At 52.4% G+C, this 14,712-nt stretch carries 10 protein-coding genes and 1 pseudogene; 5 read left to right on the forward strand and 6 right to left on the reverse strand.

Annotated features, from left to right (window positions below):
• Positions 1 to 153 precede the first annotated feature (153 nt).
• From KP814_RS04500 to KP814_RS04515, 4 genes are all read left to right on the forward strand, one after another.
• Positions 154 to 888 carry a PEP-CTERM sorting domain-containing protein gene (locus tag KP814_RS04500; protein ID WP_216735624.1) on the forward strand — a complete coding sequence of 245 codons (735 nt, stop codon included), beginning with the start codon at positions 154 to 156 and terminating at the stop codon, positions 886 to 888.
• Between the two features lie 337 nt (positions 889 to 1,225).
• Positions 1,226 to 2,965: an SLC13 family permease gene (locus KP814_RS04505; protein ID WP_216735625.1), complete on the forward strand. Its 1,740-nt coding sequence runs from the start codon at positions 1,226 to 1,228 to the stop codon at positions 2,963 to 2,965.
• A 161-nt stretch (positions 2,966 to 3,126) separates the two neighbouring features.
• The gene (locus KP814_RS04510; RefSeq protein WP_253938156.1) at positions 3,127 to 4,251 is read left to right on the forward strand and encodes a glycosyltransferase; all 1,125 of its coding nucleotides are present in this window, start codon (positions 3,127 to 3,129) and stop codon (positions 4,249 to 4,251) included.
• A 9-nt stretch (positions 4,252 to 4,260) separates the two neighbouring features.
• Positions 4,261 to 5,427, forward strand: a complete 1,167-nt coding sequence (locus KP814_RS04515) for a DegT/DnrJ/EryC1/StrS family aminotransferase (protein WP_216735626.1) — start codon at positions 4,261 to 4,263, stop codon at positions 5,425 to 5,427.
• Between the two features lie 38 nt (positions 5,428 to 5,465).
• On the opposite strand, the pseudogene KP814_RS04520 reads toward KP814_RS04515, so the two are convergent.
• Positions 5,466 to 6,682: pseudogene (locus KP814_RS04520) on the reverse strand (IS3 family transposase).
• 232 nt (positions 6,683 to 6,914) lie between these two features.
• Entirely contained in the window at positions 6,915 to 7,784 is an 870-nt protein-coding gene (locus tag KP814_RS04525) for a CHAD domain-containing protein (protein ID WP_216735627.1), read from the reverse strand.
• 146 nt (positions 7,785 to 7,930) lie between these two features.
• On the opposite strand from KP814_RS04525, the gene KP814_RS04530 reads away from it, so the two are divergent.
• Positions 7,931 to 8,728, forward strand: coding sequence for an ABC transporter substrate-binding protein (locus KP814_RS04530; RefSeq protein ID WP_253938157.1), 798 nt, complete (start codon positions 7,931 to 7,933; stop codon positions 8,726 to 8,728).
• A 19-nt stretch (positions 8,729 to 8,747) separates the two neighbouring features.
• Here KP814_RS04530 and KP814_RS04535 read toward each other — a convergent pair whose 3' ends face one another.
• The 4 genes from KP814_RS04535 to KP814_RS04550 form a co-directional block, all read right to left on the reverse strand.
• A complete protein-coding gene (locus KP814_RS04535) occupies positions 8,748 to 11,075 on the reverse strand; it encodes a hypothetical protein (RefSeq protein ID WP_216735628.1) in 2,328 nt (775 codons plus the stop codon).
• Between the two features lie 237 nt (positions 11,076 to 11,312).
• Positions 11,313 to 11,807, reverse strand: a complete 495-nt coding sequence (locus KP814_RS04540; RefSeq protein ID WP_216735629.1) for an NUDIX domain-containing protein — start codon at positions 11,805 to 11,807, stop codon at positions 11,313 to 11,315.
• 33 nt (positions 11,808 to 11,840) lie between these two features.
• The gene (locus KP814_RS04545; RefSeq protein ID WP_216735630.1) at positions 11,841 to 13,406 is read right to left on the reverse strand and encodes a SpoVR family protein; all 1,566 of its coding nucleotides are present in this window, start codon (positions 13,404 to 13,406) and stop codon (positions 11,841 to 11,843) included.
• Positions 13,399 to 14,697 carry a YeaH/YhbH family protein gene (locus tag KP814_RS04550; RefSeq protein ID WP_305858122.1) on the reverse strand — a complete coding sequence of 433 codons (1,299 nt, stop codon included), beginning with the start codon at positions 14,695 to 14,697 and terminating at the stop codon, positions 13,399 to 13,401. Before KP814_RS04550 ends, KP814_RS04545 begins: the two co-directional genes overlap by 8 nt.
• Between the last annotated feature and the right edge of the window lie 15 nt (positions 14,698 to 14,712).

Genomic DNA, 14,712 nt, shown 5'->3' on the forward strand with positions numbered 1-14,712 from the left:
TTGTCAGCTTTTTTTACATTTGCTTGAGGCAGTGGGGGGGGGGTATTTTTATAATGCATTGAAAAATAATGATAAAAAAATATTGGCATAGGGTGTGCTTTATTAGCGTCGGGTTTATCATCACTTTCTTTCAAAAGAAAAAAGGAATCGGTTATGAGTTCTTTCACTAAGTCAACTTTGGCGGCTTTGGTTATCGGTGTCGCTGCGGCTTCTGCAAATGCTGCTACTATCAACGATGGTTACAACGGCGCGGGCCTTTCTTACAATGGCGACGTTTTTGGAAATGCTGACATTTACCAAGTAGATCGTATGGAAGTTTCCTACGACGCAAACAATCTTTACGTAAATGTTTATACAAACTTCTTTGAAGGCGCTGATAGCTTAGGTCACAAGTTTGGTGATCTGTTCATCAGCACTAACGGTTGGAATCCTAACGGCACTGCAGCAAACCGCTACGGTACTGACGATGTTAGCAACGGCGAGCATTGGGAATACGCACTTGATTCTACAACTGGCGATCTTTACAGCCTGTCAGAAGTAGACTACGCGTCTCAGCTAGTACTTTCTGGTCCTGGTTCTGTTCGTGTAAATCAAGAAGTAGGCGTGAAAACTGACGCAGCAAGTTTGGTTGCTGGTGAAACTTCCAGTGCTGACCTGAGTGGCGCAAGCAACACTATTGGTAATCTGGGTGTGTTGTCCTTTACTATCACTTTGGCTGACCTGGGTATTACTGATCTGAGCAAATCTACTGCTCTGGGCCTGCGTTGGACTATGACTTGCGCTAACGACGTTATCGAAGGCGGTTACAATGTTCCTGAGCCAGGTACTCTGGCGATGTTGGGCTTGGGCTTGGTTGGTTTGGGTCTTTCTCGTCGTAAGAAAGCTTAATCAGTTTAGTCTGAAGTTTTAAGCGAAAGGGGTGTAAAGTTTTCTTTACGCCCCTTTTGTATGTCGATAGTTATCGCGGCAAAAATTTTGCAAAGTCTCCGCTTCTTGTGCTTTAAGCTTGAGTGTTTACTGGCCTGTCTACCGAAGCTGAGAACCGAACTCCTCGCATGTTGTGACTAAGGCTAGACTACCCGTCTTGTTTTTTGTGAGGCCTATTCGGTCTCTCTCCAACTTAATAAGAAAGATGTGTCTGTTATTAATGTTGCTGAAATTGCAGCTACTGCAAAGGTGTGGTGGAATGTGCGTTTTAGCGGGTTAAGTTAATATAGGAGATAGCGTGTTCGGCGAATCGGGCCTCTGGTTATCTGCGCTGGTGGTTTTGTCAATCCTTGTTGCGCTGGCAGTTACATCTCTGCGTCCTGCAATGGTATTTATCTTTGGTCTCGTCACTCTGTATGTTTTTGGGTTGGTGGATCGAGAGAAGATGCTGGCGAACTTTACCAACACTTCGCTGGCTTCGCTGGCTTTGCTGCTGTTGTGTTCCGTTGCACTGGAGAAGACACTGTTGTTGCCGCGTATTGCTGGCTGGATTGTTGGAAGTACAGAGCGAAGTAGTTTGCTGAAGACTATTGGAGTTGCAGGAATTGTAAGCAGCTTTGCAAATAATACAGCGGTAGTTAGCTCCCTTATTGCGCCACTGAAGAATAATAACTTTATTTCACCCTCGCGCCTGTTAATTCCTCTTTCCTACGCCTCAATTCTTGGTGGTGTGCTCACTCTTGTTGGAACTTCTACGAATCTTATTGTGGATGGTTTTGTTCGAGAGGCTGGCTATCCTCCGTTGGCGTTGCTTGATTTTGTGTGGGTTGGGCTGCCGGTCTTTATATGTGGTTGTGCGTGTATTGTCTTTCTGAGCGTGCGTTCTTTGCCTAAGAATGGCATGACAAAATCTGCATTGCAGTCAGAGTATTTCCTTGAGTATACCGTGCTGCCCCAGTCTCCTCTTATTGGTAAGACAGTGTCTGAAAATGGCTTTAGGAATTTGGAGCAGCTTTTTCTCGTGGAGATCATACGGCGTGGGCACCTGATTACGCCGGTGACGCCCTCTGAATTAATTGAGCCTAATGATGTTCTCATTTTTGCAGGCGATATTTCGCAGGTCCAGTTGCTTAGTCACTTTCCAGGGTTGGAGCCATTTGATGATAAGCAGGATTTGGTTGAAAGAAATTTAGTTGAGGTTGTTGTAACTCAGTCGTCGCAACTGAAAGGGAAGACTCTGAAAGAGGTTAACTTTCGGGCGATGTTTGATGCAGGGGTCGTTGCAATCCGTCGGGGAGATGAGCGCTTAAAGGGAGGGTTGGGAAAAATCCGGATTTTCCCGGGAGATGCGCTGGTTTTGGCTGTGGGCGACGACTTTATGAATATGCCTAACTTGGCCTCTAATTTGTTAGTAGTTAGAGGTTTGCGCACTAATCAAAAGTTTTCAGGACTTAATAGCGCCTTAATTGTTCTGGGTTTTTTGGGGATGCTGCTTGGAAGCGCAATGGGAGCCTATTCACTCTTTGATGGCGCCTTGTTTCTGCTCCTCTTCTATATATCGATGCGCTTCATCAGTCTAAATGAGTTGTTCAGGAAGTTGCCAATAGAGCTGATTTTGATAATCGGCGCTGCGCTGGGCATCGCTCAGGCTATGACGCATAGCGGTTTGGCTGATGTTGTCGCTACTGGAATTATGTCTGTTTTTGGTGGGCTAGGTCCTTGGGGGGCCTTGGTGGGTATATATTTGGCGACTTGGTTGTTAACTGAGCTAATAACAAATAATGCCGCCGCTGCGCTGGCTTTTCCTATTGCCTTGGCGGCGGCGCAGAGTATGAATGTCGATCCAAAACCATTTTTTATGGTGGTTGCTTACGCTGCGAGTGCAAGCTTTCTCTCGCCTTATGGCTACCAAACAAACTTGATGGTTTATTCCGCTGGTAACTACCGGTTTTTGGACTACATCAAAGCGGGGGCTCCTGTGGCGTTGGTATACGGTGTCATGGTGGTCTTGCTTACGCCATTGTTTTTCCCTTTTTAACGGTTGAATCCAAAGCTAAAATTTCCAACTTGAAGTCGGCGATATGCTAATATCCTGCGCCAAATGCAGTGTTGACGCGATGCTCAGTTATTATGAGGTGGCGTTAATGTATGTGGACGGGATTTGAGAAGAATTTCTGCTTAATTTTGAATAGGTGACCCATGCTCAAGATACTATTCTGGGTGGCGTTGTTTGGCGCAGTATATAGCTACTTTTTATATCCTTTGATTTTGAAGCTGCTGCCCAAAAGAAGAATGGTTAGGGCGGATGGATCGGCCGCAAGAAAAGTTTCGCTCATCATAACGGCTCATAATGAGAGAGATCGAATTAGGGAGAAGATAGAGAACAGTTTGGAGCTGGACTATCCGGATATGGAGATTATTGTGGCGTCGGACTGCTCTACTGATGAAACGGACGATATTGTCAGAGAGTATGCGGATAAAGGGGTTCGGTTGGCCAGGGCCGATGAACGTAAAGGCAAAGAGTACGCTCAGCTGCAGGCAATTACTATTGCCGTTGGAGAGATACTTGTGTTTTCGGATGTTGCGACCAAGATTCCAGCGGATGCGATTAAAAAGTTGGAAAGCTATTTCGCAGATGAAAGAGTCGGTGCTGTGTCTAGTGAGGATCGTTTCATTACTAACGATGATCAGGTTGCAGGAGAGGGCGCTTATGTCAAATATGAGATGTGGTTGCGCCGCTTGGAATCTGAGCGTTTTGGTTTGGTTGGATTGAGCGGTTCTTTCTTCGCTGCGAGAAAGAAGGTATGCGAAGAATGGGATATCTACTCTCCTAGTGATTTTAATACCGCCCTTAACTGCGCGAAAAAAGATCTGGTTGCTGTGACAGCGCCTGATGTCTTGGGCTTTTATAAAGATGTTGCTGATCCGCAGAAAGAGTATCAGCGCAAGGTGCGGACAATTATCAGAGGAATTACCGCCTTGTCGCGTCATCCTCAAGTACTAAGTCCTGTCCAGTTTGGCTGGTTTGCAGTTCAGATATTGAGTCATAAGGTAATGCGCTGGGCAGTGCCCTGGTTTTTGGCGGCGTTGCTTGTATTTAGCTTACTGCTGAATTATCAGGGAGGAATCTATTCTTTGGTGCTGCTGGGGCAGATTGCATTTTACTTGCTGGTCTTGACTGGCCATTTCAAGCCGGACTTGCGCGAAAAAGTATACGTGAAGATTCCTTACTTCTTTGTCCAGGTAAATTTGGCGATCGCCAAAGCTACCATTGATTTCTTCAAGGGGACAAGAATGACCGTGTGGACGCCATCCAAGCGATAGGAGGCGGACGTGTTAGCTAAAGTAAGACCTGTAGGTGGCAAGGTTTATTTGTCGCAAAATGCGCCAGTTGATATTCCATGGAAAGCAAACTATCAGCATATCTATACCAATAGCGGCACTGCAGCTTTATCTCTGGCGGTTGCTGCTGCGATGCAGGCAAAAGCGTCATCAGTTGTTGGCGCTCCTGAGGTTATTCTGCCAGCTTATGCCTGCCCGGATTTGGTGGCGGCGATAATTGCTCAGGGGGCGTCTCCCGTTTTGGTTGATTTGGAAGAGAGCTCTTTCTTCCTGAATCTTGAGCAGCTTCAGGAGGCGGTGACTAGTAATACGGTTGCTATCATTGCTGTTAATTTTCTGGGCATGTATGAGCGGTTGCCCGAGTTGAGAGAGATTGCTGACGCCGAAGGCGTTATGTTAATTGAAGATTCAGCTCAGACTCCTATTCCTCTGTCCGCTAAAGCAGCATATGCGGACTTCGCCATACTCAGTTACGGTAGGGGAAAGCCTGTAAACCTGATGGGCGGTGGTGCACTATTGTTTAAGCCCGCACATGCCGGGCTTATTTCGAGTATTACGAAAACTCTTGTACGTTCGCAGCTTGTCGTTAACTGGGCGTGGAAGCTAAAAGCGCTCATCGTGAATACTCTGATAATGCGCTATCCGTATGGCTTGCTGGAGCGTATGCCTTTCCTGAATATTGGCGCCACGACCTATCATCCTCTTCAGTACATTGAAGTGAGGGATGGGATGGATCAGCTTGTCTCAGTAGGGCTTAAGCATTTCTACGCTATTCGTGAAGCTCAAGTGACAGCATATGCCAGAGGGCTGGCGGAGCTTCGGGATGCTGGTTGGAAGCTTTTGCTGGGTGGAGAGGCAGATAATGCTTCACGAAAGGGCTTGCTGAGGTTTCCAATTCTGGCTCCTTCCCGAGCGATGCGTGATCATGTGGAGTTGGAGCTGAATAGGCTTGGGTATGGCGCCAATGCGTTTTATCGGGTCCCTTTGCCGCAAATTGAAGGGGTTAAGGCGCGAGTAAAAAATGGCGAGGATGATTTTCCGGTAGCAGAGGCGTTTGCGGATAGATTATTAACTTTACCATGCCATGAGGGAATAACTGCCAGTGAAATCGATGAGGTTGTTGGCGTGGTGAAAACGGTGGCAAAGCTGGGATGCTGATTCTTATATAGTTGTCTAGTCCTGATATAGGTTGACACCTATTTCGTCTCAAACGCCCGATGCACTGCGTCGGGCGTTTTGTATTTCAGGGCCAGATGAGGCCGCTCTCGGTTATAAATATCCACAAATTCATCAACCATCGTTCGAGCCTGCCCTAGATTCCCCGGTCGCATCAGCAGGAACTCCGTTTTCAAGATCCCGTTCCGCCAACGCATTCTGATAGCAGTCATACCCGTCGGTCATCGAACATTGAATGCCGTGTTGACGGTGCAGCTTCTGGTAGCTGTCGCAACAGTATTGGACACCTCGGTCGGAGTGGTGGGTCAATGGCTGCCGCCCCGGCCGTTCACGCAGGGCCTTGCGCAAGGCCTGTTCCACATCCTCGCTGCGCAAGCTTTCATGTACATGATGACCCACGATCTTACGGGAGTAAGCATCGGTCACCAGACTCACGTAGCTCATGCCAGAGCGTGTCGGCAGATAGGTGATATCCGCCACCCAGACCTGGTTAGGCCGGCAGGCCACGACTTGCTCTGGACCCGGCTTGAGCAGGTTTGGGTGACGTCGGAAGCGGTGATGACTGTGCGTGGTCTTGTGGTAAGCCGGCGTMRGGGAACCAACAGGCGCCGGCTACGCAGCACCTGAAGCAGTTGATCCCGCCCCAGATGAAGGGTGTGATCCGACTGCTCATGGAGAAGATGCCGGAGCTTGCGAGCGCCGATCCGGGGCTGACGGAGACGAACAGTCCGGACAAAGTCCACCACCCGCTGCTCACGATCCTCCCTGGCTCGCTGYGCTCGTTCCGCCTGATACCAAGCTTGCCGGCTAATCCCCAAGAGACGACACGCCCTGCTGACGGTCAATCCGGCTCCGCGTTCTTGCGTGAGGACTTGCCGGGCCGCTTTTTTACGCACACCCCGTAATCCTTCTCCATCACATCGACAATCGCTTCGAAGAACTCAGCTTTCTGTTCGGCCAGACGCAGCTTCTCCTCAAGCTCCTTGATCCGCTGTTCCGGGGTAGGTGGGGACTTCGGCATGGTGGGACTCCTGTTCACACGGTGGGAGGTGACGCCAGGACTCCAGTCCTGGCTGCCATATCGACGCAACCACGTTAGCACCGTCGAACGGCCTTGGATACCGTAGCGGGCCTGAGCCTGTTTATAAGTCAGCTCTCCGCCTTCGACCTGATCCACCACTGCCTGTTTAAAAGTCAGAGTGTAGTCCCGTTGTGTTCGCTTAACTCGCTGATTCATCACATTCTCCCAAAGTTAGGGCTGGAATGTGTCAACTCTATTCAGGACGGGTCAAAGGCATAAAAAAAGGCTGCAAAGGCAGCCTGAATGTCGCTCTAAAACTTGGTGATCGCTGTTTAAGGAAGCCGAATGTTTTACAGAGCCTTCTTCTCAGTGGCCGAACCGCGTGGAATTCCTTTCCGGCCACTGTTGGAGTCAGTGTAGGCGGTGATCGTTGCAGGGATGTGACAGCTCAGGAAACCCGCTTGTGTATCAAGTCTTTGAATTTTGCGTCGGTGTCGGCGAAACGTCGGGCCGCCTGCTGGTCCGCTTTTTCCCATAACGCCTGCTGTACGGCGCACAATTCCAGGCGTATCTGTTCGCGACCGCTGACGTCTGTATCCGCAACGGCATGCTCCAGCAGATTCAGGTCGTTGGCGTCGCCCAGGCCTTCGGTGACTTTCTTCAGGCCATTGTGAAGACGGCGCAGGGATTTGTTCCATGCGGGCTTGATCACGCGTAGTGCGTACATCAGATCTTTCAGGCGTTTGCGCAGCTCGTGGCGATCTTCTGCGTCGATGCCGCCCTGCACACGCTGGAACTCGTTTTGTCCTCGCCTGTAGAGGCGCGCCAGACGCGAGCTGAGCCAGTCGGCGTCAATCTCGGCGGACCAGGGACGCTGTTGCAGCAGGTCTTTGTGCTTCAAAAGCTCACAGTTGGTTTCTTGCAGTAGCTTCTGGGTGTGCTCTCGATCGGGCGCTGGAGCCCGCTCGGCCTCTTCCTGAATGAAGGCGCTGATTTTGTCGATATCCGGGTGCGAAGGCAGAGCGGCGGCGAAGCGCGTCCAGGCATTGAGCATAACGAAGCAATCGCGATAGGGCGCGAGGGCGTGAGCAGTAGTCCTCAGGGTTTGCAGCAGGTTGTCGTGGGCTTCGTGGCAGGCGGGCTTGAGCAGTCGCAACAGTGCGCGCAGCTCCTTGATCAGCTTGCGGGCGTTGTGCACGGCGGAGTCAAAGTCGAAACGGGTTCTGATCAGTTCCAGCGCCAGGTCATTGATCAGGCTCTCCAGATAGCGCTGTAACTCCTGTTCCAGCGGCTTGTCGAAACGCGTCTGATAACGCATAAGAGTTTGATTTCCAGAGTTAAACGAATAGTCCCTAAAAGCGTCCCCAAGGCAACGATAGCACCCTGCGTGGCGGGCTGTCTGCATGAGACTATACTTAAGGTATTTCTTCTCAGACCCTGAGACCGACCAACGGAGCCGGCTAAATGTCGTTGTATTTGACAAGGGCGCGCCAAGCTTTAGGATGCGCCTTATGCCTGATTCTGCTCAGCGGCTGGGCCGAGGCGGTGGAATATACCCTGGTGACGGGAAAGGACTCTTATCCCCCTTTCAGTGGGGAAGACCTGCCTAATGGCGGACTGGTGACGGAGATTATTCAAGCCGTTCTGGAGCGCAGCGGCGCAGGCGTTAAAATAGAGTACCTGCCCTGGAACCGGGGGTTTCGCCTGGCGGAAGCCGGCGACGTGCTGGGCACATTCCCCTATGTCAAAGACCGCGACCGTGTGGACGCGTTTTACTTTTCTTCCCCTTTGTATGTGACAGTGGAGCTGTTCTTCGTTCGTCGCGACGAGGAAATCAAGTATACGAGCGATGAGGATCTTGCAGGACTGGTGCTATGCCGTCCCCTGGGTTACAGCCTGGAGAGCGTACAACCGTTGTTGGATAAGGACGTCGTCAGACTCTGGACTCCCAATGATCTGGAAACCTGCTTTCAATTGCTGGAAAGCAAGCGGGTGCACCTGGTGCCGATTGGAGTGAGAGTGGGGCGCTCCACCATTGAGCGTCTGTTTGGAGACCCGGAGCATTTTCGGGTGCTGTCCAAGCCTTTGCAGGTCAACGGGCTGCATCTCATCATTTCCCGCCGACGTCCTGATGCGGAGAGCATTATGACGAACTTCAACAAAAACCTGTCGGAGATGTGGAAGGAAGGGGCGATCAGGAAAATTTACGACAAGCATCATACTCAGATGCCGACGGACGAGTTGTTAAAAGCGGCGCCTTAGGCGCCGCGTGTCAGTAAGCTTAGCGACAGTCCGCGCAGAGCAGCACGCCTTTCTGTCCTGGAGAGGGCAGCTCAATATCGCTGTCGGAAGAACTCATGGATAAGTATCCGCCTCTGGCGTTGGAAATGCCTGTCGGCCAGGAGTAGGTCAGGTCGACGTCGCAAGCGCCGCCGGGAGGCAACTGCATGGCGTATTGGCCGTTACTCGCGTTGCTGATGCAAGTCGACGACAGGCCGTAAGTCCCCCAGCTTCTTTTACCGATAATCTCATCCACATAGCTGAGTTGCAGCGCGAGGTTGGCGCTCTTGCCGCCCTGGTTGGCGAACGTCAGCGTGCGGCTGCATTTCATACCGGGATTGCACCCGTCCAGCATGACTTCACCTACGCCGGCGCTGTTTACGTCTAATCCATCAACCGTCACTTTCGAGCTAAGAGTCGGTTTGAATTCAGGGCTGAACAGCGCCAGGTTGCTGGCGCGATCCCGGGTTCTGATGCGAACTTTGTAGGTTACATCCGGCTTCCAGGTCCAGGTCGCGGCGAACTCCAGCGAGTTGGTTCCACTCTTCTGAGCGTAGCTGGGCGTCAGATTGGTGACCAGAGTATTGCCCTGGTATAAATCCAGGCTTACATGACTGCTCTCGCCAGTCCAACGCCAGATCACGCTCAGCTTCTCTCCGAAAGAGACGGGAGGGACGATCAGCATTTCTGGCTTTTTCAGCTCAAAAGCAGGACTCAGGCTCTTTTTACCCGGGTTCAGGTTGTCGCTGACGCGGATTTTGTACTCGCCCACCTGGTTGTAGGTCGCGTTCCAGACCAGGGTGTTGACGCCGTTGTTAAGGCCGCCACTGGACGTGATCGTCTTAATTTTGGCTTCACTGCTGGCTTTGACCAGATCTACGGTAGCGTAGCTGCCTGCGTCAAAGCACTCGGCGCGCCAGCTGATCGGCAGCTTTTGTCCAACGAAAGCCGGATTCGCCGCACTGACGTCACTGATGCTGGTGGGGCAGGGCGGTTCTCTGTCCCAGGTGGCGGTAATGTCGTAGGCGACGCCATTGAGCACGTCCAACTGACCGGAATATTCCGAGTTAGTGGAACGGTCCGCCGTGACAGAAGTGGCGTTTTCAACGCTGACGTACCACTCCCCGTAAGTCAGATTATCGATCTGCAGCGTCTTGTAGTTCCCGACGTCAGTGAGCGCCACATCGGCGTTGCTGGCGAAGGCGGGCTCGCCTTTCTTCAGGTACAGGTTAAAGTCGTAGCCATACTCGCCGTTCAGCTCAATGGTCAGGTACTTCTTACGCGGATCTTCAACGTTGATCTTGAAGTGGTGATACTGCTTGTCGCCGATCTTGATATGGCTGGCGTCGTAGTACCCGGTGTTCTCATCCATATAGCGGGTGCGACCGTTTTCCAGATCGCCTTTGATGCGCACTTGGGGCGTATAGCTCCCGTCCAGACTGCCTTTGATCGCCAGCGCATACATGGCTTTCGTCAATTCCTCGGCTTTTTCTTCAAGGCTAAGTTCAGGATGTCGGCCGCTCAGCACCAAGGTTCCACTATGAGGATTGCTTGGGTCATGCCAGCTCCAGACTGCTGGATATCGGTCGGTCCGCCCCAGGATTTCTACACCTTCAGGATACTGGTTGGACTGTGATTTATATATGTAACCACCGCCTTTGCTCATAACATACGGAACCTCCCTAAATCCGAGAACATCGGTAAGGCTGCTCGTCAGGTATACCGTCTCCGAGGAGTCAGGCAAAGGCAAGGTTTGACCAGGATATAAGTGCAGTCCGTGTACGGAAGATCCCGCCATACTGGCGCCGGCGCAAAAGCCGACATACCCGCCGCCGTTTTTCACAAAGTCCCGGATATTCTGGGCGCCGCTACGTTGAGCGGGATTCCAGATTTCGTTGAGTATGCCCATGTGCACGCTACCGCCGCTCGGTGTTGTTGAGGTGCGCAAGAACGAGGCCGCGCCGATATTCAACATGCGATAACGGGGAGCTCCATCGGGATACAGAAGACGGCCGTTAAGGTCGATATCCGAGCCGGTGAATTTTTCTAAGAACTCTTGTCTGTCTTCCTCGTCCACTTCACCGGTCAAAATGTCGTAGGCGTTATAACTGAGCCTTTCATAGGACAATCCCAGAGACTCGAAGTGTCTGGTGGGGGACGCGGTTATACCGGGACCGCCGTCGATCAGGACGTCTTTATAGAAGCCCTCTCCCACAGGAATGGAGAAGTCGGTCAGCTGGTCTGCGCTAGCCTGGCCGACAAGGAGCATGGATGAAACAAGTATTTTCAGCGGTAGTCCAACCGCGTTTTTATAAGAGCGTGCTTGCATAATGATTCCCTAAATTAAGCAATGAAGATATCAATCGTCGATGTCTCAGCCGGTCGCCGCCGGCTAGTGAACGATCTCTCGATTGGGTTTCAGCGCTTCCAATGATAGGGAGGGCGAGAACGGCGGGATTGTAAAAATATGACGTTAGTGACTGGTCAGTGATACATAGCGCACAAAAGGCGGGCTTAAGGCCCGCCGATACCGAGTGTTCAAAAAGAGTGATGAGAAAGAGGGGGGTTAGAGCGCCAGCAATCCCTGCTTGCTTAACCAGTCGCGCACTGCGAGTCCGGCGCCGAAATTCCAGGGTTTGAGTTTTTCCGGCGGGATGCGCTTGTACTCGGCGAGTTCGTCGCCCAGTTGGATTTCTCCGTTGCAGCGTACATGGAACGCCAGGATCAGTTGGTTTTGCTCATGGAAGGCGTAATAGCCGATAAAGTTGGCGCTTTCTCCGGTCAAACCAAGTTCTTCGGAGACTTCACGCAAGGCGCAGCGCTCGGGCGACTCCCCGGACTCCAGAAAACCGGTTTGAATGGACAGCATGCCTTGCGGCCAGGTTTTATTGCGGGCGAGGATGATGTCGCCTTCGTGCTCCACCAGCATCGCCACGACCGGCGTGGGGTTATCCCAGTGCACATAGTCGCAGCCGTCGGAAGCGCAGCAACGCCGCGCTTTGCCGTCTATCTGGCGGGTAGTGAGGTTTTCGCCGCAGAGGGGACAGAAATGGAAGTTCATGGCCGCCGGCTCCAGGCTGGCCTGTCGGCGGCGTCAGTCATGAGAATCGTCCTCGTCATCTTCGCCATGTTGTGGGCAACTGAAGCTGCGCAGTGTGACTTCGCCGTCCACGGAATGCAGGTGGATGTCGAAGCCCCATAGGCGGTGGACATGACGCAGCACTTCATACACGTCCTTCTCGTACAGAGGAACGCGATCAAAGGGCGTATGCCGCAGCGTCAACGAACGATCGCCGCGCACGTCTACATCCCACACCTGGATATTCGGGTCGCGATAGCTCAGGTTGTACTGCCGCGCCAATTGTTCGCGTACGGCGCGATAGCCGTTGTCGTCATGAATGGCGGTGACGTGGTACTCGCTGTCCATCTCGTCATCCAGAATATTGAAGAACTTGAAGTCGCGAATCACTTTCGGCGACAGGAACTGCAGGATGAAGCTCTCATCCTTGAAGTTGCGCATCGCGAAGTGCAGCGTCTCCAGCCAGTCTGAACCGGCGATATCCGGGAACCAGGCTTTGTCTTCTTCCGTGGGCTCCTGACAAATTCGCTTAATGTCCTGGAACATGGCGAAGCCCAGCGCATAGGGGTTGAGACCGCTGTACCAGGGACTGTCGAAAGGCGGCTGATACACCACGGACGTGTGGCTTTGCAGGAACTCCAGCATAAAGCCGTCGGTCACCAGTCCTTTGTCGTACAGCGTGTTAAGCAGGGTGTAGTGCCAGAAAGTGGCCCACCCTTCGTTCATAACCTGAGTTTGGCGTTGTGGATAGAAATACTGCGCGATCTTGCGCACGATGCGCACGATCTCCCGTTGCCAGGGCTCCAGCAGAGGGGCGTTCTTCTCAATGAAATAAAGGATGTTTTCCTGGGGCTCGGAGGGAAAACGACGTGTCTTTTGGGCTTCTTTTTCTCCCTGTTTGGAAGGAATGGTGCGCCACAGGTCGTTGACCTGTTTCTGCATGTACTCTTCCCGATCCCGTTGCCGACGCTCTTCCTCCGCGGCGGAAATAGGCGCCGGGCGTTTATAGCGGTCTACTCCATGGTTCATGATGGCGTGGCAGGAGTCCAGAATCTGCTCCACCGCTTCGACGCCATGCCGCTGCTCGCACTGGGCGATGTAATTCTTGGCGAAGATCAGGTAATCGATGATCGCGCTGGCGTCAGTCCAGGTGCGGAACAGGTAATTGCCCTTGAAAAAGGAGTTGTGCCCATAACAGGCGTGGGCGATAACCAGCGCCTGCATCATCACGGTGTTTTCCTCCATGAGATAAGCGATGCAGGGGTTGGAGTTGATGACAATCTCGTAGGCCAGACCCATCTGGCCCCGTTTGTAGAGTTTCTCTGTTTGCAGGAACTGCTTGCCGAACGACCAGTGGTGATATCCCACTGGCATGCCCACGGAAGAGTAAGCGTCCATCATCTGTTCGGCGCTGATGATCTCCACTTGGTTGGGATAGGTGTCCAACCCGAACTCTTCCGCGCATTTGCGAATTTCTTCGTCATAACGGTTGATCAGCTCAAAGGTCCACTCGGAACCTTCGGATATAGGCCTGCGACCCGCAGGCGGTGCGGCTTCGGTATGTTCAATCGCTTCAGGCATAGTCCACCTGCTTTTGGAACAGCTTGCGGAATACCGGGTAAATATCGCCTACATCCATGATTTGCTGCATGGAGAAGCGTTCCCGGAAGGCTTCGGTGAGCTTTTCATACTCATGCCAGAGCATCTGATGCTCATGGGGCGTTATTTCGATGTAAGAATAATATTGCACGTAGGGAAGGATGGACTCCGCCAGCAGTTTGCTACAGCGGGGGGAGTCGTCGTTCCAGTTGTCGCCGTCGGAGGCTTGCGCGGCGTAGATATTCCAGTCGTCAGTGGGATAGCGCGCCTCCATGATCTCCCGCATCATCTGCAATGCGCTGGAGACGATGGTGCCGCCGGTTTCCCGTGAATAGAAAAACTCTTCTTCGTCCACCTCTTTGGCGCTGGTGTGGTGACGGATAAACACCACTTCGATCTTCTCGTAATTGCGCTTCAGGAACAGGTACAACAGGATGAAAAAACGCTTGGCGATATCCTTGTGGGTCTGGCTCATGGAGCCGGACACGTCCATCAGGCAGAACATCACCGCCGCAGTGGCGGGTTGTGGTTGTTTGACGTGCTGGTTATAGCGAATATCGATCTCATCAATGAAAGGAATCCGCTGTACGCGGCCTTTCAGGCGTTTGATCTCTTCTTCCAGCGCGCGGATCTGGTCTTCTTTGCTGAATACGGGGTCCGGGGTTTCCGGCGTGCGTTTCAGCGCTTCCAGTTGCTCCTGCATGTCGGAAATTTTCTTGCGGGTGTTGCCGGACAGGGCCAGACGGCGGGCGTAGGCGCCGCGCATACTGCGAATGACGTTGATTTTGGCCGGCGTGCCGTGAGTGGTGTAACCGGCGCGGACGAATTTGTAGTTGGAGGTGTCTTTCAGTTGCTTCTGCACCAGATTGGGCAGGGCCAGATCCTCAAACATGAAGTCCAGAAATTCTTCCTGGGAGATCTGAAAAACAAAGTCGTCAATGCCTTCGCCCTGGTTGCTGGCTTTACCTTGACCGGAGCCGCCTCCACCGCCGCCTCCTGGCGGCCGTGGGATGCTGTCTCCGGTGACGAACTCTTTATTGCCGGGATGGGTGACGGAACGTCGGCCACCCTTACCGTGTCGGAACGTCGGCTCGCCGATATCCTTGCTGGGGATCGAAATGCTCTCCCCGCGGTCAATGTCGGTGATGGACCTTTTATTGACCGCATCCGCCACCGCTTTCTTGATATGCTCGCGATAGCGGCGCAGGAAGCGCTGTCTATTGATAGCGCTCTTGTTCTTGCCATTGAGTCGACGGTCGATGATGTGGGTCATACCCATAATGGACCC

The organism is Hahella sp. HN01, from assembly GCF_018986435.1.
In the GTDB taxonomy this organism is placed as follows: Bacteria; Pseudomonadota; Gammaproteobacteria; order Pseudomonadales; family Oleiphilaceae; genus Hahella.

Bases quoted from the DNA above. Each gene is read 5' to 3' on its own strand.
- KP814_RS04500 (WP_216735624.1), top strand. From the start codon at position 154: ATGAGTTCTTTCACTAAGTCAACTTTGGCGGCTTTGGTTATCGGTGTC.
- KP814_RS04510 (WP_253938156.1), top strand. From the start codon at position 3,127: ATGCTCAAGATACTATTCTGGGTGGCGTTGTTTGGCGCAGTATATAGC.
- KP814_RS04525 (WP_216735627.1), bottom strand. From the start codon at position 7,784: ATGCGTTATCAGACGCGTTTCGACAAGCCGCTGGAACAGGAGTTACAG.
- KP814_RS04530 (WP_253938157.1), top strand. From the start codon at position 7,931: ATGTCGTTGTATTTGACAAGGGCGCGCCAAGCTTTAGGATGCGCCTTA.
- KP814_RS04535 (WP_216735628.1), bottom strand. From the start codon at position 11,075: ATGCAAGCACGCTCTTATAAAAACGCGGTTGGACTACCGCTGAAAATA.
- KP814_RS04540 (WP_216735629.1), bottom strand. From the start codon at position 11,807: ATGAACTTCCATTTCTGTCCCCTCTGCGGCGAAAACCTCACTACCCGC.
- KP814_RS04545 (WP_216735630.1), bottom strand. From the start codon at position 13,406: ATGCCTGAAGCGATTGAACATACCGAAGCCGCACCGCCTGCGGGTCGC.
- KP814_RS04550 (WP_305858122.1), bottom strand. From the start codon at position 14,697: ATGACCCACATCATCGACCGTCGACTCAATGGCAAGAACAAGAGCGCT.